Here is an 18346-nt window from a genome sequence, read left to right on the forward strand (position 1 = left end):
TCAGACTCTCTCGGCCAGCGAGACGGTGAAAATGCCCCACTGATCGATGCGCTGTTCGATCTTGCGGAAACCGGCTGCGGCGACCAGCTGGTCCATTTCCTCTTGCGTCCGCCGCCGCATCACCCACGCCTCGCCGCCGCGGTGGGAGGTCAATGCGCGGGCGATCATCTCCAGTTGTGGATGCCATGGCTGGTTGGTGTAGACAAGCAGACCACCGGGCCGCATCGCCCGGGCGATCCCGTTGAGCGATGCGGCGATCATCGCATTGTCGGAAAACAGCTCGTAAAGGCCGGAGACGATCGCGAGATCCGGGGCCGGCGTGATTGCAGCCAGCCCCTCGCCGTCAAAGGCATCCTGCTGGCGGAAGCTCACGAAATCACTCAGTCCCCGCGCGGCAATGCTGTTGCGGCCGGCATCGACGTTGATGGAGGAATAGTCCTGCAACCGCGCACTATCGGGACGCACGGCAGCCGTCTCGATCGCATCAAGGACATAACGGCCGTGCCCGGCCGCGATGTCGAGCATATGGGTGCTGCGGCCGGCTGCTTTCAGGCGCTGCAGCGCGCGGTCGATCAGGTCCTGCAAGTGCAGTTTGCGCTGCCTGATGCCGCGCCAGCCGATCGCCTCGAGGAACACCTTGTCGATCAAACGCCCGCCGGGACCGAGCCCGCGCGGCATGTTCTCGTAGACGTAATCGAGCGTCGAGCCGGAATCAAAACCGGTCTTGACCCCCGTCTTTATGCCTTCGGACACCAGGGCGCCAGTCTTGATGTTGAGGCGGCTGAGCGCCCAGTAGATGCCGCGTGGGGATGTGGCGTCCAACGGGCTCGCGAGCCGGTCGGCCTCGTCCTTTGTATAGCCCTGGATATGGGCGCTGCGAAGGTCGGCAGGCGCCCGGGGCTCGGCAAAACGCGCGCCGATAAAACGGCGAACCTCGGCCAGGGCAATCGCGCGGTCCTTTTCGCCAAGCGTGTCATGGTAGAAGCCGGCAAGCACATGCCGTTCCTTGATACGGCTGCCGAGGTTTTCGTAAAACCGGTGCTGCGGGGCGTGTCGCACCACCCAGTCGCTGCCGGAGATCAGCAGTTGGGTCGGGACGGTGATGGCGCGGGCGTCACCGACGACGCGGGCGGCCGCCTCATAGAGCTGCAACAGGATGTTGGAGGCAATTGGCCGGGTGATCAATGGGTCGGATTCGTACGAGGCGATGCGCTCGGGGTCATGCGTCAGGAACCTCGCCTTGACATAGGAATTGACGAAGAATGTCCCCTTAAGCTTTTCCCAGAGCGCAATGCCTTCTTTGGCAAAAGGCACGTAGAGCTTGACGCTGAAGGCCGGCGAGGCAAGCACGAGCGCACGGATCGGTGGCGCATAGTCGTGCACCCAGGTGGTAGCGAGAACCGCGCCGACGCTCTGCGCAATGACGGCGATGTCTTCGACGGCAGTGCCGCTTGTCCCGCTGACATGGCGGACGAAGCAATCGAGATCATGCGCCGAGGCAGCAAAGGATGGCGAATAGCCGCGCTCTCCCGGTGAACGCCCGTGGCCGCGTGCGTCCCAGGCGTAGAAGGAAAAATCATCGAGGCCGAGCTCGGTGGCGAGATGGGCGACACGGCCGCTATGCTCGTGGCCGCGATGGAGAAGAATGATTACGCCCTTCGGTGCAGCCCCCGTCGCAGGCCACGCCCGATAAAAAAGCCGTATGCCATCATGCGATGCGAATTCGGATTCATGCATTGGTCTGGCCGTCGAGGACGGTTGCCCGCTATCGGCAGTTTGCAGCACGGTCTTCTCCAATTCTGATTGGTGGGTGGATTGCAACCACTGGCGGGAACAGTGATTTGTCTTCATTGCAAAAGTCTAGTCGCAAATGTAAGCCCTTTGCGAGAACCGATATGAAGTGTGGCCTTCCTCAAAAATACAACGATCTGCACCGCCAAAGCCGGGATAGACCTTTCCGATGCCACGAAATTCCACTGAGGTAGCATGTCTGTCTATCAATTGAAGTCCCGATTTCAGAATATTCTTCGCCCTCTGGTGCGCTCCCTCGCCGCGCGAGGCGTCACCGCCAATCAGGTGACTTCAGTTGCCGCCGCCGTCTCGGTTGCATTGGGCGTTTTTCTGAGCGTTGTTCCGCTTCCGCATTGGTTCCTGCTGGTGCCCGTATGGTTTCTCCTGCGCATGGGCCTCAACGCCATCGACGGCATGCTCGCGCGCGAACATGGGCAGAAGAGCATTTTAGGCGCGTATCTGAACGAGATCGGTGATGTCGTGTCGGATACCGCCTTGTATTTGCCGTTTGCGCTCATCGATCCGAACGGCTTGGTGCCGGCGATGGCCGTCATATTCCTCTCGGCGCTGACGGAATTTACCGGCGTTCTGGGTCAAACGGTCGGGGCAAACCGGCGTTACGACGGGCCGCTGGGCAAGAGCGACCGCGCGGTGCTTTTTGGCGCGCTCGGCACCTTCGTCGCGGTTGGTGGTACGTTTGCAGCATGGACTTCGTGGCTTTGGGCGGTGGTGGCTCTACTTCTCATATGGACCATCATCAACCGTATCAACGCCGGTATTCGCGAGGCGCACACGGCCGCCCGATAGGGAGCGGAGCCGATCTGTCGCCTATGCTTCCATCGGCAAATGTGATCCGACAATCGACGCTGCCTCCGTCCTCCTAACGGTATGTTAAGCTTATACCGCTCCCCATGATTAGTGCTCATCTGCCCACTTCAGGCTGCGGGTCCAGTAGCTTCAGAAAGCCGTCGGCGGCTCTCGACCGCGAGCGGCGGCGGGTCCGCTTTGCGCACACGCCTAAGACGGCCCGCGCCGGTTCCATTGGGATGGGAGGCCCGGAACTTGTCAGCCGGGCGGCGGCCGAGTCTTTTCAGGCGGGAATCAGGCCGTGCCGCAGCATGATCTCTGTAAGCCGCGCCGGATCAGGCTCGCCAGGACCGCTCACAGCCTTCGCGATTTCCTCGAAATAGGCGCGGCCAATCGAACCTGGGTTCAACACGATTAGGGCGCGCGGCCTCGCTGTGCAGATTTTCGGCGTGATGGGCGGCGCTCGATGACACGATAGTCGCCTATCGCAGGATGATCGACATCCTGATCGAGCTCGCCGAGGCGGTCAAGCCGATCGAGAAAATCTCTGACATCAGGATCTTCGACACCGGCGGCATGCTGGGCCGCGGGGGCGCGAACGGCGAAAGCGGCATCGGCCTCGGCGAAGGCTTGGCCGGCCAGCTCCTCTCCTATCAGGCAAACAAGCCGATCCTCGACAAATTGCTGAAAGAGGCCGGCTTCGACGGCGACAACGCCATCTCATCCCTCCTTGGAAATCTCGATGGCGCGAAACCGGCAAAGCTGGTTCCGGCTCCGGTAAAGCCGGCAATACCGGCCGCGCCTCCGGTAGCGCCGGCAGCGGCCGCAGCCCCGGCAAAGACGATCGCCCCTGCGGCGCCGAAGAAGGAATGATCGCGTGCAGGCGGGTCTGGGCTATCTCACCCAACCCGCCGCCAGCGCGCTCTCCCAGTCGCCACGGCCCCTTTCGGCGGCCAGTGCCGACATCGCCATATGGTCGTAGGCGACATTCCTGAACTGCCACGTCCATCCCGCCGCCGTCTTTTCCAGAATGGCATAGCCGGCCAGCGGATGGCCGGCTTCGATCTTGTGGTAATAGGGCCGGTCGTCGTCATAGGCGGGGCAGCCGACGCTGCCGGGATTAACGATCAGGCGGCCGTCGGAGAGACGGACGGCACGGGGAAGGTGGCTGTGGCCGCAGAGGATCAGCGGCAGGTCTATGCCCTCGGCCAGCGCCTCGATCGCTTCGACCGGCTTCAGGAAGACGACGCCATCCGCCGAGACCGATTCCAACCAATAGAGATTATCGTCCTTCGGCGTCGCATGGCAGAGATACACCTCGCCGCGATAGACGGTTTTGAACGGCAGGCTGCGAATCCAGTCGAGATGGGACGACGTCAATTGCCGATGGGCTGAAGCATCCGAGGCATGCATGGAGGCCGGATCCTGCTCGATCAGATAGCGATCGTGATTGCCGCGAACCGAGGTCAGGCCAAGCGGCATCAGCAAATCAGCGGTCCGACCGGCTTCCAGCGGCCCGCTGAAGAAATCGCCGAGATTGACGATGTCCTCGATGCCCTCAGCGCGAATATCCGTAAGCACGGCTTCAAGCGCCAGATGGTTGCCGTGAATGTCGGCGATCGCGGCAAAACGCATTTCTAACTCCCTCGATAGGTGGAATAGCCGTAGGGCGAAATCAGCAGTGGCACATGATAATGCGCCGTGACATCGGCAATGCCGAAGCGGATCGGCACCAGATCGAGAAAGGACGGATGCGGCAGCGGCGTGCCGCTGGCCCTCAGATAATCGCCGGCGTGGAAGACCAGTTCATAGGTGCCGGCTCGGAAATGTTCGCCAGCGAGGATGGGACCGCCGTCGACTCGGCCGTCGGCATTGGTCTCGACCGTCTTCAGATGCCTGCGGATCTCGCCGTCGAGCTGGAAAAGATCGATCCTAAGGCGTTCGGCCGGCTTGCCGAGGGCGGTGTCGAGAACATGGGTGGTCAGTCCGGTCATGGGGCTGGCTCTTTGATGATGTAGGGGGTTTCGAAGAAGAACTCTTCCAGATTGTTGCCCGGCCCGTCGCGGTCGACGACCAGGAAATCGGAGACTTGGCCAAGCGCCATCAGCGGATGATGCCAGACATTTTGGCGGTAGTTCACTCCCTGGTCCCCGCGCGCGCAAAACACTTGCGGTCTGCCCGGGCGTCCGCCCTCGTCCTCGGAGACGACGACGAGGAAGGGACGGCCGGAGACTGGCGAGAAGCTCTGGCTGCCGAAGGGATGGCGCTCCATCATGTCGATGTCATAGGGAAAGCTGCGCGGCTGGCCGCGAAAGAGATTGATGATGACGCGTGCGCCTTCGCCCGTCGCTTGCGCCGCGGCCAGCGCATGGAAACGCTCCGTCGTGCCGCCATTGATGAGCCGCATCGCGGCCGGATCGGCTTCGATCACCTCACCGAAGAGAGCGAAGGCGGAGTTGGTGAGAGGACGAATGTCGAGAAACCGAGACATCGCGTCACTCGCCTTGGGCATGCCAGTATCGGACGGCATCGATCTCCCGAAGCAGCTCCGGCAGCGTCCGATACGTCGCCTCCCAGATTTCGGAGGGATCGAGATCGAAGACGTCGTCGAGGATGCGATTACCGGTGCCGCAGATCCTGGTCCACGGCAGATTGGGATGCTCGGTGGCAAATTCCGGATGGGACACCAGCAGACGGGATGCCGCAGCACCGATGGTGAAGTGGCAAAAGGCAACGGCCTTGAAGGTAAGCTGGTCCTCGGCGAAAGCCGCCTCATCCATTCCGCCGATGAAGGACAACGCTTGGGATGCCGCCTTTTGCATGTCATTGAGATAGTCGATAGCGCGCCTCTCCTTCATTCAGCCTCCGGCAACATCGATGTCAGACGCAGCAGCGCGATCTTTTCGACCTGTGCCGTCGCGGTCGAGAACTCCTCGTCCCGGCCGTTGCCGATCCTTGTTTCGAAAGCTTCCAGGATATCCTCCTTGCCGAGCCCCTTGACGGCGATGATGAAGGGAAAGCCATATTTTTCGACATAGGCCGAATTGAGTTCTGTGAAGCGGGCGTGCTCGGCAGGGCTCAGGCGGTCGAGACCGGCGCCGGACTGCTCCTTGCGGCTGTCTTCGGTAAGTTCACCCGATATGGCGAGGCGCCCGGCAAGGTCGGGGTGGGCGCTGAGCACCCCGAGACGCTCCTGTCGGCTTGCCGCGCGGAAGACGGCGGCAAGCGCCGCATGTACGCCGGCCGCCGTCAGAGGCTCGTTCACGCTGCCGGCGTCATAGGCGCGCTCGGCGATGAAAGGCGAATGTTCGAAGACGCCGCCGAAGCGGGAAACGAAATCCTCGCGCGACAGCATCAGATCGCGTCCGGCTGATGGTGCTTGTGCCAGTGCTCGGCAATCTCGATGCGGCGCGGAATCCAGACCTTGTCATGCTTCAGCACATATTCGATGAAGCGCTTCAGCGCCGCCGCCCGGCCCGGGCGCCCGACGAGGCGGCAATGCAGGCCGACCGACATCATCTTCGGGCTGCCCGCCTTGCCTTCCTCATAGAGCGTATCGAAGGCATCCTTTAGATAGGTGAAGAACTGATCGCCGGTATTGAAGCCCTGCGGTGTGGCAAAGCGCATGTCGTTGGTTTCGAGCGTATAGGGGATGATCAGGAAGGGTTTCCCATCGACGCCCTTCACCCAGTAAGGCAGATCGTCGGCATAGGAATCGGAGGAATAGAGGAAGCCGCCCTCCTCCTGCACCAGCCGAAGCGTCTTGTCGGAAGGCTTGCCCTGATACATGCCGTATGGCCGCTCGCCGGTAAGCTCGGCGTGCAGGCGCACCGCTTCGAGGATGTGCTTGCGCTCCAGATCTTCCGGAAAATCCTTGTATTCCAGCCAGCGGTAACCGTGGCTGGCGATCTCCCAGCCGGCATCCTTCATCGCAGCGACCGCTTCAGGATTGCGCGCCATCGCTAGCGTTACGCCGTAGACGGTCGCCTGCACCTTGAGATCGGTGAACATCCGCCAGAGCCGCCAGAAGCCCGCGCGCGAACCGTATTCGTAGATCGATTCCATGTTGAGATTGCGCTGTCCGGGCCAGGCGGCCGCGCCAACGATCTCCGACAGCAGATTTTCAGAAGCCGGATCGCCGTCGAGGATCGAGCTTTCGCCGCCCTCCTCATAATTGATGACGAACTGCACGGCGACGCGCGCCTCGCCCGGCCACTTCGGATCGGGCGTCTGTCGCCCGTAGCCGACGAGATTGCGCGGATAAGTCTCGGATACCATCAAATCACCTTCTGAAAAGACGGCGAACGGTAGCATCCGCAGCCGGAATGTCGAGAAGGAAACTGCTCAATCCGATTTTGCCTTTGCAGTACAATGGCTTAGCCCATCGGCACGCTCAGGCGATCTTGCGCGCGCTGACCTTGCCCATCGGGTGCAGCGAATGAACGCGGAAGGGACCGCCCGTGCCCTCCTCGATCATCAGCGCCACGTTTGAAACCGTCACCGGGTCACTGAGGGCAGGCGCGAAAATCGTCCGCAGGGCCGGCTCGATGCGCGCCATGTCGATCGCGTTGACGGGTCCTGTCACCGGCATATGAAAGCGGAACTCTTCCATCACATAAGGATTGCCCCAGCGATGCAGGTTTGAAAACTGCGCTGCCGACAGCCCGTCCGGATCGCTGCGCTCGATCTCGGCTTCGCTGAGCGGCGCGCGGAAACGATCGAATTCCTGGACGATCGCCGAAGCGAGATACTGGATCCGCTCGCAGGGGGCGCTCGGCAGCAAGCTGTAGAAATTGCCGAGCCGTGCGACTTCGATGCGCGGAATCTGGAAGGGGACGAAGGTCCCGGAAAAACGCATCAGATCGCGCAGGAGTTGCGCTTCGGACATATTGTGACCCAGGTGAAACGGCGCCTTCAGAACGCCGTGAAAACCATAGCGCCGCGGCACGGCGGTATGGAAGGCGATCTCGTGAATGCCAAGGCCACGAACTGCCGGCGGCTCCACCATATCGCCCGAAAACACGTTTCGGCCAAGCCAACTGGCAGCCACAAGCGACAGCGGGTCGCTCGCCGGAGGCGTGAAGCAAATGGCATAGCGCATGCAATTTCCTCCATCAAGGAACTGAGCGCCGATCAAATCCGGCGCTGTCGATGCGCAAGCAGATAGGTGATTTGCATGACAGAATAACGAAACGAAGCGGCGTCGAATTCACGTTTAACGTGAAGCTGCCGCGATATGGCTTGAAATTGCGAAGCTTTCCGGCAGCAAAAATCCGCAATCCGTATCGCCTGCGATACATATCGCCGCTTCCGCCAGCCGGTGGGCCAGGCCGAAGCTGACCTTGAAGCCGCCGGTCAGCGCGATCAGGCGCGGATGATCGGGGTGGCGGCCGATCATCGGGTCACGGTCGATCGCCTTCGGGCGAAGCCCCGCCCAGCGCTCGACGATAGGGGCGTCGCGCAGCGCCGGCACGATCTCCCGCGCCGCGGCGATCAGCGTATCGAGCTGAGCGTCGGTCGATGTGGAATCGTCGAAGCGGTTTTCGCTGGTGCTGCCGATCGCCACATGCCCGCCCTCGTGCGCGACGACATAGAGCCCGTCGAGGAAGATCGTCGGCAGCGCCGGGTCGAGATCGGCTTTCAACAGCGCCGCCTGCCCCTTGACCGGTTGACCGAGCGGTCGCTTCAGCCCGGCGGTCAGCGCCTGCAGCAACGGAAAAGACTGGTGACCGGCGGCCAGGATGCAGTCGCTGAAAGTGATGGTTTCGCTCCCTATGTCGGCCGTGCCGCAGTCGGGATCGACACCGGTCACCGCCGCGTGTTCCATGATCCGCACATGTTTTGCCTGTCGCAAGAAGGCAATGAGCCCCGCAGTCAGTGAGCGGGGCGCAACGCGGGCGGCGAGCGTATCATGCACGAAACCGCTCTCGCCGGCGGATGCCTCGATCCAGCCGTCGACCGGCGGGCTGTCGAGCACGTGCCAATGGAAGCGGCGCTCGCCTGCGCACCAGTGGCGCTCGGCATCCTCGGAGTGAGCGCGCGCTATCTTGTTGAGATGCGGCTTCGGCAGCGGGATCAGCCGCCCGGAACGGCGGTAACCGGCCGAAAGCCCGGTTTCGGCTTCCAGCATGGCGATCTCGGCTTCGAGCGAGACCAGCGCATCGAACTGGAACTGCTTTTTCTCAGACCACCGATCCGGCATATGCGGCATCAGCGCGCCGAGCAGGCCGCCGCTCGCACCTCCACCCAATTTGCCGGCGTCGACGATAAGGGTAGCGATGCCACGGCGCTCGGCATGGACGGCCGCCCAGAGACCCATGATGCCGCCGCCGACGATCAGCAATTCGCAGGACGATTGACCTGAGACCGGCTGAGGATTATCGGCTTTTTCCATGACAGACGTGAACCCCGATCAGATTGGCGCGGGCGCGCCGCAGCCGCTCGAATGGCGCGACGGCGATATGCCCTATTCCCTCGCCTTTGGCGACCATTTTTATTGCCAGACCGATGGGCGGCTGGAATGCGGCCATGTCTTTCTCGCCGGCAACGGCCTGCCGGAGCGTTGGAACGGGCGGCAGGAATTCGTGATCGGCGAACTCGGCTTCGGCACCGGCCTGAACTTCGCCGAGACCTGGCGGCGATGGAAGCTGTACAGCGTGCCCGGCCAGCAGCTGCATTTCATCTCCTTCGAGCTCCACCCGATGCGCGGCGAAGAAATCAGCCGTGCGCTCTCCCACTGGCCGGAGATCGATGCCGAACGCGAGGCGCTGACGGCGGCCTGGCCGCCAACGCCTGCCGATACCGTCTCGCTCGACCTCGACGACCAGATGAGGCTCAGCGTCGTCTGCGGCGCAGCACTCGACGGCGTCGCAGCCGCAAAGCCCGGCTTCGACGCCTGGTATCTCGACGGCTTCGCCCCTTCGCGCAACGGCGATATGTGGTCGGAAGAACTGATGCGCCGCGTCAACGAAAAGACCGCGCCCGGCGGCACTTTCGCCACCTATGCCGCGGCCGGTTTCGTACGCCGCAACCTCATCGCGGCGGGCTTTACCGTCGAGCGCCGCCAGGGCTTCGCCGGCAAACGCGAAATGCTCTGCGGCATCAAGGCGCCCGACAGGTAACGTTTGCTGCTTCCAGTCCACTGTTGCTAACGATTATATGGCAAGGACAATCCGCAGCGGGCGGTAAGCTTTATTCATGAACTGATGGAACGATGTGAACGTCTGGCGGAAACGCCGAACGGTTTTTCACTGGTCCCGCGCTATGAACACGGCGTCCGCCGCCCTACGGGAATTATCTGATCTTTGATCGGGCGGCAAGGATCGCATCCAGGTCCTGCATATCTTGAACGGAGTTCAGGATTTCGAGAGCATCCTGTTTTCCGACTGAGATCAGTAGCTGGTGCGCCCCGGCTGCTGCTCGTCCTTGAGGAGCCATTGCCGAATCTTCTCTTCCAACAATTCGGGGCTGATCGGTTTCGACATATAGTCGTCCATGCCGGCGTCGAGACAGAGGTCGCGGTCGCTTTCGAGCGCATGGGCGGTGACACCGATGATCGGCACGCGATGCCCCTGCCCTTTTTCGCGCGCGCGGATCGTCCGGGTCGCCTCATGGCCGTTCATGACGGGCATCGAGACGTCCATCATGATGATGCGCGGCGTGTGTCGCTCCCAGGCGGCAACCGCCTGCTCGCCATTGTCGACGACGAGGAAGGAGAGGCCCGTTCCTTGCAGGATCTGGGTGAAGACGATCTGGTTGACCTCGTTGTCCTCGGCGACGAGCACATCGACGAATTCAGGCGCCCGCTGCTGCGGCATCGGCTCAGGCGGCGGTGCCGGCACCACCGCCTGCGCCTGCAGCCGGGCGATCTCGGCTTCTGAAACCTGCTTCACGCGGCCGGCGCGGACGACCTCGACGACGGTATTGCGCAGCACGTTGGCGCGCGCCGGCTTCATCAGATGCGCATGACCGTTCAGTGCCGCGAATTCCTTTTCTGTGCCTGAAATATCCATCGACGTCAGAAAGATGATCGGAAGCTCGACGAAGCGGGGATCGGCGCGCAGCCGGCGCGCGACATCGGCGCCGTTCATATCGGGCATGTGATAATCAAGCACGACGGCATCGACGGTAATGCCGAGATCCGCCGCCGCCTCCAGGATCGCAAGACCGGTGCCCCCGCCCTCGGCGGCCACGCCGTCAAAGCCCCAGAGCGAAAGCTGCTCGGTGAGGATGCGCCGGTTCACATCATTGTCGTCGACCACGAGGACGCGCGCGCCCTGCACATTGATTGGCAGCGGTTTCGGCTCGAGGCGGGCTGCAGCCACCGCAAAGGGGAGATTGACGGTGAAGACCGAGCCCTTGCCCCATTCGCTCTCGACATTGAGATACCCGCCGAAGAGATCGACAAGGCCGGCGGTGATCGCAAGCCCGAGACCCGTTCCCTCATGCCGCCGGGTCGAGGAGGCGTCGACCTGCGAGAACTTGTCGAAGACCGATTCGAGCTTTTCGCGCGGGATGCCGATACCGGTATCCTCGATGCGGACGCTCGCCAGGATCTCGCCGCCGGCAACCGTCTGGAAGCCGACATCGACGAAGACGTGGCCGCGCTCGGTGAATTTGACGGCATTGCCGACGAGATTGGTGACGATCTGGCGAAAACGCCCGGCATCGCCGATCACCGCGGCGGGCAGATCCGGTGCGGCCCGCACCAGGAGCTCGATGTTCTTCTCGGCAGCATGCGAGGATAGGAGTGTCGCCACGTCCTCCACCGCTTCGGTGATGTCGAAGGCGGCTTTGCGCAGTTTCATCTGCCCCGCATCGATCTTCGAGAAGTCGAGGATGTCGTTGATGATCGTCAACAGCGCATTGCCCGACTTGACGATGATGTCGATGAAGGTTTTCTGGCGCGTGTCGAGATTGGTCTTGGCAAGCAGTTCCGCCATGCCGAGCACACCGTTCATCGGCGTGCGGATCTCGTGGCTCATATTGGCGAGGAATTCGGATTTGGCCCGGTCGGCGGCTTCGGCGCGCGACAAGAGCTGGCGCAGGTCCTCCTCGCGGCTCTTGAGCTCGGTGACGTCGGTGAAAAGCGCCACCCAATGCTGCCCCTCGCTGACCGTCGCCTCCATGTTCACCCAGCGTTCGCCTGCTACATGGAAGACCGTGGAGATCGGTTGCTTCGATGCGATGTTGGCGCGCCAACCCTGCAGGATCTCGGCGGCTGCATCATGGAAATCGCCGCGCGCCGCGCAGAAATCGAAGAGCCCGATCCAGCCCTCGCCTGGCTCGATATGGGAAGCTGGAATGCGCAGTATCTCTGAAAGCGACTCGTTGGACAGCTTGATGATGCCATCCTGGACGATGGCGAGCCCTTGCGACATGGCATGCGTCGCATCGCGCATCATCTCGCCGAGCCGCTCCAGCGCGGCGCGGGCCTCGTGGATTTCCTTCTCCCGCTCGCGAACAGCCGTGATGTCGGCATAGGAGAGCAAGATACGGTCGTTGGAAATACGGCGACTGTCGAAGATGACGGATTTACCGCCTGCCCAATCGAGCTCGATCGGCTCGGGCGCATCGGTCTCGAACAGGTGCTTGCGGAAAGCGTAGATCTCATCCGGCGTCTGCGTGCCGTCGTAGCGGCCGAGCTCGGAATTGCGGCGGATGACGTCGATGAAGGGGCGGCCGTCGAAGGGATCGTCGGGTGGCAGATCCCAAATGCTGTAGAATTCGTCGTTGACGTAGAGAATCCGATGGTCGTTGTCGAGGATCAGCACGCCGACCGGCAGCGAGCGAAGGATGCTTTCGATATCCCGATGCAGCACCTCTTCCTGCTTCTTCGCCTCGATCAGTGCCGTCTCCCGCTCCTTGAGCGGCGAGATATCGGAAAAGGAGCCGACGACATAGGTGCGCCCATCCGGCGTCACGACGCGGTTGACCCGCGAGATGAGCGGATGAATGCGGCCATCCTTGCTCGGCATCTGGCTTTCGATCTCTTTCGACAGGCCGTCTTCCAACGCCAGGCGGTTTTCCTGGTAGATCGCCTCGCCGTCCTCTGGTCCGAACATTTCGTGCTCGGTCATCCCCAGCACCTGCGAGCGGTCATAGCCACCGAAGGTCTCGTAATACTGATTGGCATAGACGAGGCGGTGCCTATCGTCGCGTACGAAAACCGCGACCGGCAGGTCCTCCATGATGATGCGCAACAGATCGCGTTCGTTGACGCTTTCGTGCCAGCCCGTATCGCCGGGAGCAGCCGGCTTTGCGCTGTTGCGATAGGCGGCGTTGACGATCAGGGGTCGCCCATCCCCGGCAAAGATGCCGATCGGATGGTCGAGCTTTTCCAGCGCCTCGCGCACGCGGGCAAAATCGGCCGAAATCCCAGGATCGCCAGCGATCCTGGGATCGCTAGCAACCCGCCCGCCGTCAACCGCGCGACGCGCCGTCTCGCGCACTTCGAAGATACCGAGCACATAGGCCCGCTCAGGCGACGGTGAGAAGCTTTCGATCTGGATGCGCTCATGGCCGAGACCGGCTGCATCGAAGCAGATGGCGTTTTCCTCGCTACCGAACACCAACGCGCGGCGTTCCCTATCCTCGCGCTCCTCTTCCTCGGGACGGTCGAACAGCTCGCGGCTGCGCCGGCCGATGAAATCGGAAATCTCGCGGCCCAGGAAATCGGCATAGGCCTCGTTGACGGCGACATAGCGCAGCTCGCTGTTCTTGACATAGGCCGGGGTGTCCAGATCAGCGATCCGGCGGCAAGCCAATTCCAATAGATCCCCGGCTGATTTCAAGAAATTGTCGCTCCCGCAATGAATGAAATATCAACTACAAAGACTGTAACACCAAGGCTTTTAACAAGGTTTTAACCATAAATTTTAGCGGGGGAATTTTACGAGCCCGCTCACCAGGCTGAAACTGCCTCACATTGGGAGCCCGGACTTGCACGAGACTGAAAAGCGGCGATATCGGCGGCAATGCCACCCTATGCATCATTCCACCCCCTGCCGGGACCCGTTGGAATCATGACGAAAATTTAATGCGGGAAGCGCTTGCGCGGCCATTTCGCCGCCGCGATCCGGGCGGAGTCTGGACATGGCTTTATCGAAGCCAGTCTAAATCAAGGAAAACAGCATGTCCGTTCTTCATAAGACCATGGCGACGGGCCTGATCGCGCTGACCCTTGTCAGCGCCTCGCTCGCCACCGCCACCACCGCCGATGCCCGTCCACGCGATGCCTTCTGGGGCGGGCTTGCCGCCGGCGTCGTCGGCGGCGCTCTGCTGTCCGAGGCCGCACGCCCGGCCTATCCCGCTTATCCTGCCTACCCCGCCTATCCCGCTTATCGCCCCTATCCGGTCTACCGGACCTACTACCGGCCGTCGTATTGCCACCTCGAATGGCGGCGCGACGATTGGGGCGATCCCTACCGCGTCAAAGTCTGCACCGAATAGCTGAAACCGCAACCGGCGCCACTTGACCTCCCGGCGGCGCCGGGCCAACAGCAGCTTCGGCATCAATGCCGATGGCGCAGTGTCCGCAACATCGCTCGATCCGATGAAGCGCTTTGGCTCCACAGTATCGGAGCACCAATTGCGCGCTGCATCCTCGATAAGCGATCTATTCGTCACTCTGTTAAATATCGCAAAAGGCAGCTAGTAATCCCCTCGAAGCGTTCGTGCTTTTCGCTTTCGCTATCGATCGAATTTCGAGCATCAGCCGGATATTTAACATGCGGAGGGCAGAGGCGGAATGGCCTTGAAAATCCCGGCTGCCGGTTGGGCGGCAGACGTAGTCGGCTTCCTATCCCGAAACATCCCGCGCGGCGATGGGGAAGAGGGCTGGAACCATATGTTCCTGACGGCCTATCAGATCGGTTGCGAAGCTCTGGTGGCACTCGGACAGGCCGATGAAACCCGCGGGGGCACAATCCCGCGTAAGAATGCTCAGCTACCTCTCGAACTGCCACGCTGGGACGATCTGTGCGTCTCGGTGCTTCGGCTGGCGGCACAACAGAGGCTGCTATCTTATCGCCTGCCTGATGGCAGCGTGCCTCTATCGACGGGCGGCTTTCTCGTTTACCGGTTAGGCGCACCACCTCCGCCTCCGCCGAATATCGCGGCTGCAAACGGTCTTGGTCCTGCGTTCGCAACATCCGAGGTCTTGCCTGTCATTCGGGCATTGGGGCTGCTTGCCGAAGGCCGTTGGACGGAGATTGCTGAAACCGTGTTCTGGCGGGACTGGCCAGAGGAATGGGAAATGAGTTTCACCTCCGATCCCCGTTTCTCTAACGCATTGGAGCAAGCTCTTGTCAGGATACCGGCTGATATCCGCGCCGAAATGGACAAACTTGTCACCATCACCGATGCGCAGGTGACAGCCGAGATGCAACGAAGTGCGGCAGCTTTAGAGGAGTCACGCGCCAAATATGGGCCGAACGCCAACATGATAAGTTCATCCGACACTCCGGAACGGGCACGAAGTAGCTTGGAGTTTATATCCCGGCACGAGCTTGACTGGCTGTTCTTCCGTCGCTGGCGCCTGACTGACGGGTGGCTCACGCCGAAAGACGCAGGCAAAGCGCTCGAAATCTTTCACGACGATCTCGCTATCGCCATGCGGTGCGCCGTCATTGAACGGCTCTATCCGAACTTGGTGTTTGCGGCCACCAGATAGGTAGGAGGATCAGCATGCCGGAACCGCTCAAGAACCTGCTGCATCAGGCGCTGGTCGGCGACATGGCCGATCGCATCGCCGCCCATGCGCCCGCCTTCGACAAGGGCCGTTTCGTGACGCTGGCGACCGATGGCCTCGGGGAGATGGAGTTGATGGAACGCTCGGCCCTGATCCGCGACGCGCTGTTTGCCACGCTTCCCGATGATTTTCCTGGGGCGGCCGCTATCCTGAAGGCGAGCCTCCCTGCATCAGGCAGGCCCGGTCTATCAGGCTGGATGCTGCTGCCGGTCAACCAGTTCATCGCCACACGCGGCCTTGATCATTTCGAACTCGGTCTCGATCTCCTGAAGGCGCTGACGCCGTATTTCACCGCCGAATTCGGCATCCGCCCGTTCATCCACCGCGACCAGCAGCGTGCGCTTGCCATCATTTCCGGCTGGGTCGACGATCCCGATCGGCATGTGCGCCGGCTGGCGAGCGAGGGAACGCGGCCACGTCTGCCTTGGGCGATGCGCCTGTCGCAGCTCGTGAAGGATCCGGCGCCGATCCTGCCGATCCTGACCGAATTGATCGACGATCCGGAGGATTATGTTCGCCGCTCCGTCGCCAACAGCCTGAACGATATCGCCAAGGATCATCCGGACATGGTCGCCGCCTTCATCGCCGGCCACATCGAAAACGCCACCCGCGAACGCCGTTGGCTGCTGAAGCACGCCTCCCGCACGCTTTTGAAGAAGGGCCATACGCAGGCGCTCGCCAATTTCGGCTTCGGCGCGGCTGCCTCGCTCGCATGCGAATTGCGGCTCGCAAACAGCGAGGTGCTCTTCGGCGAAGGGCTGGATTTCGAAATCCGCGTGACGAATGCCGGCGAGACCCCGCAATCGCTGATGATCGACTACGCCATCCACCACGTGAAGGGTGACGGTTCGCTCTCGCCCAAGGTCTTCAAGTGCAAGACGATCATGCTCGCGCCGGGCCAAAGCCACGCGATCGAGCGCCGCCACGCCATGCGGCCGATTACCACGCGGCGCTATTATCCCGGTAAACATCGCATCGCCATCCTCGTCAACGGCGCGGAGACCGCATCGGAAAGCTTCGTCCTCGTCATGCCTTCTCTTGAGCCTGGCTGAGGCTTTCTTGTGCACTGCACTTGACTTTGTGAGAGAACTAGCCCAAATGCGGCTCAGCTTTCACCCTTCCGGCCGCCGCGTGAGCGTGCCCCTGCTAGAAAATACGGACGCAGGAAGAAGGGACAAAAGCGCATTTCGATAGAGCGCCGCACTCCCATGAGCGGCCAGAAGCGCTGGAAAGCTTTTTCCAACTCACAAGTTCCCACTTCACGCGGGGTTCTTGACGCCAGAATGAAACCGGATCGCATGGTGCGTTCCGGCGATAGTCGTTGTGGCGCCCCGAAAGGTTATGCCTTGACTAATTTTGAATCGCTTGGTGTCTCCAAGCCGATCGTCGCTACTTTGTTCCAGCTCGGCATCGAAACGCCGACGCCGATCCAGGAACATGCCATTCCCCTCCTTCTCGAAGGCCGCGACCTGATCGGTCTTGCCCAGACCGGCACCGGCAAGACGGCCGCTTTCGGCCTGCCGCTCATCGAAAAGCTGCTTGCCGACGAACGTCGCCCCGACAACCGCACGACGCGGACGCTGATCCTGGCGCCGACCCGCGAACTGGTGAACCAGATCGCCGAGAGCCTGAAGAAGTTCATCCGCAAGTCGCATCTGCGCATCAACGTCGTCGTCGGTGGCGTTTCGATCAACAAGCAGCAGCTTCAGCTCGAAAAGGGCACCGATATCCTCGTCGCCACGCCCGGCCGCCTGCTCGACCTCATCAATCGCCGGGCGATCTCGCTGACCACAGTCCGCTATCTCGTGCTTGATGAAGCCGATCAGATGCTCGACCTCGGCTTCGTTCACGATCTGCGCAAGATCGCCAAGATGGTGCCGAAGAAGCGCCAGACCATGCTTTTCTCGGCCACCATGCCGAAGGCAATCGCCGATCTCGCCGGTGACTACCTCGTCGATCCCGTCAAGGTCGAAGTCACACCGCCCGGCAAGGCTGCCGACAAGGTCGAGCAATACGTCCATTTCGTCGGCGGCAAGAACGACAAGACGGAACTGCTCCGCAAGTCGCTGACCGAAAACCCCGATGGCCGCGCCATCGTCTTCCTGCGCACCAAGCACGGTGCGGAGAAGCTGATGAAGCATCTCGAAAACATCGGCTATTCCGTCGCCTCGATCCACGGCAACAAGAGCCAGGGGCAACGTGAGCGAGCGCTGAAGGCCTTCCGCGACGGCAGCATCAAGACACTGATCGCCACCGACGTTGCCGCCCGCGGCATCGACATCCCGGCCGTCAGCCATGTCTACAACTACGACCTGCCCGAAGTGCCCGACGCCTACGTTCACCGCATCGGCCGCACGGCGCGCGCCGGTCGCGACGGCATCGCGATTGCCTTCTGCGCCCCCGACGAAGCCAAGTTGCTGCGTGACATCGAGCGCCTGATGGGCATCGACATCGCAGTCGCAAGCGGCGAGCCGCCGGCAAATATCAGTGGCGGCCCCCGCCGCGCTAACGGCAATGGCAACAACCGCAATCGTGGTGGCGGCCAAGGTCAGGCGCGCGAAGGTCAGGGTCGTGGCGAAGGCCGTGGCGATCAGAACCGTTCGGAGCATCGCGGCAGCCACCAGGAGCGCCGTCCGCGTCCCGAACGCACCGCTCGCAACGAGGATTTCCGCGGCCAGCGCCGCGGCGAAGCCACCCCGAATCTTGGTCCCGACAACGATCTGGCCTCGACCTCCGACTTCCGCCCCTCGGCAAAGCCGCAGCGTCCCGCCCATGGCGGCCATGCCAATGGCGAGCCGAGCGGTCATCATCGCGGCAACGGCCGCCACGCCCACGGCCGCCCGGCTCGCAAGCACGGTGAAGACCGCGGCCCACAGCAGGCCCAGGGCGGGGAACCCCGTCGCGACGGCAACGGCGGCGACCGTCGCGGTGGCTCCGGCTCCCGCAATGGCGGCGGCCAGCGCCGCGAACGCGCCTAAGCATCGATAGACTGAAAAG

Annotated in this window: 16 protein-coding genes and 1 pseudogene; 7 read left to right on the forward strand and 10 right to left on the reverse strand. The window is 62.0% G+C overall.

What is annotated here, in order from left to right; all coding sequences use genetic code 11:
- Nucleotides 1–1785 carry a bifunctional alpha/beta hydrolase/class I SAM-dependent methyltransferase gene (locus tag J3O30_RS16710; RefSeq protein ID WP_207581380.1) on the reverse strand — a complete coding sequence of 595 codons (1785 nt, stop codon included), beginning with the start codon at nt 1783–1785 and terminating at the stop codon, nt 1–3.
- 201 nt (nt 1786–1986) lie between these two features.
- Here J3O30_RS16710 and J3O30_RS16715 point away from each other — a divergent pair, with 201 nt between their 5' ends.
- Nucleotides 1987–2598: a CDP-alcohol phosphatidyltransferase family protein gene (locus tag J3O30_RS16715; RefSeq protein WP_207581381.1), complete on the forward strand. Its 612-nt coding sequence runs from the start codon at nt 1987–1989 to the stop codon at nt 2596–2598.
- 495 nt (nt 2599–3093) lie between these two features.
- Nucleotides 3094–3471 (forward strand): annotated as a pseudogene (locus tag J3O30_RS16720) (flotillin domain-containing protein); the annotation flags it as partial.
- A 21-nt stretch (nt 3472–3492) separates the two neighbouring features.
- Here the strand turns inward: J3O30_RS16720 and J3O30_RS16725 are convergent.
- From J3O30_RS16725 to J3O30_RS16760, 8 genes are all read right to left on the reverse strand, one after another.
- On the reverse strand, nt 3493–4233 hold the full coding sequence (locus J3O30_RS16725) for a metallophosphoesterase family protein (protein WP_207581382.1): 741 nt from the start codon (nt 4231–4233) through the stop codon (nt 3493–3495).
- 2 nt (nt 4234–4235) lie between these two features.
- A complete protein-coding gene (uraH, locus tag J3O30_RS16730; protein WP_207581383.1) occupies nt 4236–4592 on the reverse strand; it encodes a hydroxyisourate hydrolase in 357 nt (118 codons plus the stop codon).
- Entirely contained in the window at nt 4589–5089 is a 501-nt protein-coding gene (locus J3O30_RS16735; RefSeq protein ID WP_207581384.1) for an ureidoglycolate lyase, read from the reverse strand. Before J3O30_RS16735 ends, uraH begins: the two co-directional genes overlap by 4 nt.
- Nucleotides 5090–5093: 4 nt before the next feature.
- Complete coding sequence (locus J3O30_RS16740; RefSeq protein ID WP_207581385.1) at nt 5094–5456, reverse strand: HepT-like ribonuclease domain-containing protein; 363 nt, start codon at nt 5454–5456, stop codon at nt 5094–5096.
- Nucleotides 5453–5953, reverse strand: coding sequence for a 2-oxo-4-hydroxy-4-carboxy-5-ureidoimidazoline decarboxylase (gene uraD, locus J3O30_RS16745; protein WP_207581386.1), 501 nt, complete (start codon nt 5951–5953; stop codon nt 5453–5455). Before uraD ends, J3O30_RS16740 begins: the two co-directional genes overlap by 4 nt.
- On the reverse strand, nt 5953–6876 hold the full coding sequence (gene puuE, locus J3O30_RS16750) for an allantoinase PuuE (protein ID WP_207581387.1): 924 nt from the start codon (nt 6874–6876) through the stop codon (nt 5953–5955). The genes uraD and puuE overlap by 1 nt, the downstream gene beginning before the upstream one ends.
- A 115-nt stretch (nt 6877–6991) precedes the next feature.
- On the reverse strand, nt 6992–7699 hold the full coding sequence (locus tag J3O30_RS16755) for a DUF1045 domain-containing protein (protein WP_207581388.1): 708 nt from the start codon (nt 7697–7699) through the stop codon (nt 6992–6994).
- Nucleotides 7700–7813: 114 nt separating this feature from the next.
- Nucleotides 7814–8992 (reverse strand): FAD-binding oxidoreductase, encoded by a 1179-nt coding sequence (locus J3O30_RS16760; RefSeq protein WP_207581389.1) that lies wholly within the window; start codon nt 8990–8992, stop codon nt 7814–7816.
- Between J3O30_RS16760 and mnmD the strand changes: the two genes are divergently transcribed.
- Complete coding sequence (gene mnmD, locus J3O30_RS16765) at nt 8991–9719, forward strand: tRNA (5-methylaminomethyl-2-thiouridine)(34)-methyltransferase MnmD (RefSeq protein ID WP_207581390.1); 729 nt, start codon at nt 8991–8993, stop codon at nt 9717–9719. The two genes, J3O30_RS16760 and mnmD, sit on opposite strands and share 2 nt — an antisense overlap.
- A 270-nt stretch (nt 9720–9989) precedes the next feature.
- Here mnmD and J3O30_RS16770 read toward each other — a convergent pair whose 3' ends face one another.
- Nucleotides 9990–13391, reverse strand: a complete 3402-nt coding sequence (locus J3O30_RS16770; protein ID WP_207581391.1) for a response regulator — start codon at nt 13389–13391, stop codon at nt 9990–9992.
- A gap of 340 nt (nt 13392–13731) precedes the next feature.
- Here J3O30_RS16770 and J3O30_RS16775 point away from each other — a divergent pair, with 340 nt between their 5' ends.
- The 4 genes from J3O30_RS16775 to J3O30_RS16790 all read left to right on the forward strand — a co-directional run bounded on the left by J3O30_RS16775 (nt 13732) and on the right by J3O30_RS16790 (nt 18327).
- Nucleotides 13732–14049, forward strand: coding sequence for a hypothetical protein (locus tag J3O30_RS16775; RefSeq protein WP_207581392.1), 318 nt, complete (start codon nt 13732–13734; stop codon nt 14047–14049).
- Between the two features lie 298 nt (nt 14050–14347).
- Nucleotides 14348–15271, forward strand: a complete 924-nt coding sequence (locus J3O30_RS16780) for a hypothetical protein (protein ID WP_207581393.1) — start codon at nt 14348–14350, stop codon at nt 15269–15271.
- 14 nt (nt 15272–15285) lie between these two features.
- Complete coding sequence (locus J3O30_RS16785) at nt 15286–16401, forward strand: DNA alkylation repair protein (protein WP_207581394.1); 1116 nt, start codon at nt 15286–15288, stop codon at nt 16399–16401.
- A 246-nt stretch (nt 16402–16647) separates the two neighbouring features.
- Nucleotides 16648–18327: a DEAD/DEAH box helicase gene (locus J3O30_RS16790; protein WP_207584351.1), complete on the forward strand. Its 1680-nt coding sequence runs from the start codon at nt 16648–16650 to the stop codon at nt 18325–18327.
- Nucleotides 18328–18346: the final 19 nt, after the last annotated feature.

Source organism: Rhizobium sp. NZLR1 (assembly GCF_017357385.1).
Taxonomy (GTDB): domain Bacteria; phylum Pseudomonadota; class Alphaproteobacteria; order Rhizobiales; family Rhizobiaceae; genus Rhizobium.

What these genes read in the sequence shown, in the direction of transcription:
- uraH (WP_207581383.1), bottom strand. Translation starts at nt 4,592, where the DNA reads ATGACCGGACTGACCACCCATGTTCTCGACACCGCCCTCGGCAAGCCG.
- uraD (WP_207581386.1), bottom strand. Translation starts at nt 5,953, where the DNA reads ATGCTGTCGCGCGAGGATTTCGTTTCCCGCTTCGGCGGCGTCTTCGAA.
- J3O30_RS16760 (WP_207581389.1), bottom strand. Translation starts at nt 8,992, where the DNA reads ATGGAAAAAGCCGATAATCCTCAGCCGGTCTCAGGTCAATCGTCCTGC.
- J3O30_RS16780 (WP_207581393.1), top strand. Translation starts at nt 14,348, where the DNA reads ATGGCCTTGAAAATCCCGGCTGCCGGTTGGGCGGCAGACGTAGTCGGC.
- J3O30_RS16715 (WP_207581381.1), top strand. Translation starts at nt 1,987, where the DNA reads ATGTCTGTCTATCAATTGAAGTCCCGATTTCAGAATATTCTTCGCCCT.
- mnmD (WP_207581390.1), top strand. Translation starts at nt 8,991, where the DNA reads ATGACAGACGTGAACCCCGATCAGATTGGCGCGGGCGCGCCGCAGCCG.
- J3O30_RS16775 (WP_207581392.1), top strand. Translation starts at nt 13,732, where the DNA reads ATGTCCGTTCTTCATAAGACCATGGCGACGGGCCTGATCGCGCTGACC.
- puuE (WP_207581387.1), bottom strand. Translation starts at nt 6,876, where the DNA reads ATGGTATCCGAGACTTATCCGCGCAATCTCGTCGGCTACGGGCGACAG.
- J3O30_RS16785 (WP_207581394.1), top strand. Translation starts at nt 15,286, where the DNA reads ATGCCGGAACCGCTCAAGAACCTGCTGCATCAGGCGCTGGTCGGCGAC.
- J3O30_RS16755 (WP_207581388.1), bottom strand. Translation starts at nt 7,699, where the DNA reads ATGCGCTATGCCATTTGCTTCACGCCTCCGGCGAGCGACCCGCTGTCG.
- J3O30_RS16740 (WP_207581385.1), bottom strand. Translation starts at nt 5,456, where the DNA reads ATGAAGGAGAGGCGCGCTATCGACTATCTCAATGACATGCAAAAGGCG.
- J3O30_RS16735 (WP_207581384.1), bottom strand. Translation starts at nt 5,089, where the DNA reads ATGTCTCGGTTTCTCGACATTCGTCCTCTCACCAACTCCGCCTTCGCT.
- J3O30_RS16790 (WP_207584351.1), top strand. Translation starts at nt 16,648, where the DNA reads ATGGTGCGTTCCGGCGATAGTCGTTGTGGCGCCCCGAAAGGTTATGCC.
- J3O30_RS16725 (WP_207581382.1), bottom strand. Translation starts at nt 4,233, where the DNA reads ATGCGTTTTGCCGCGATCGCCGACATTCACGGCAACCATCTGGCGCTT.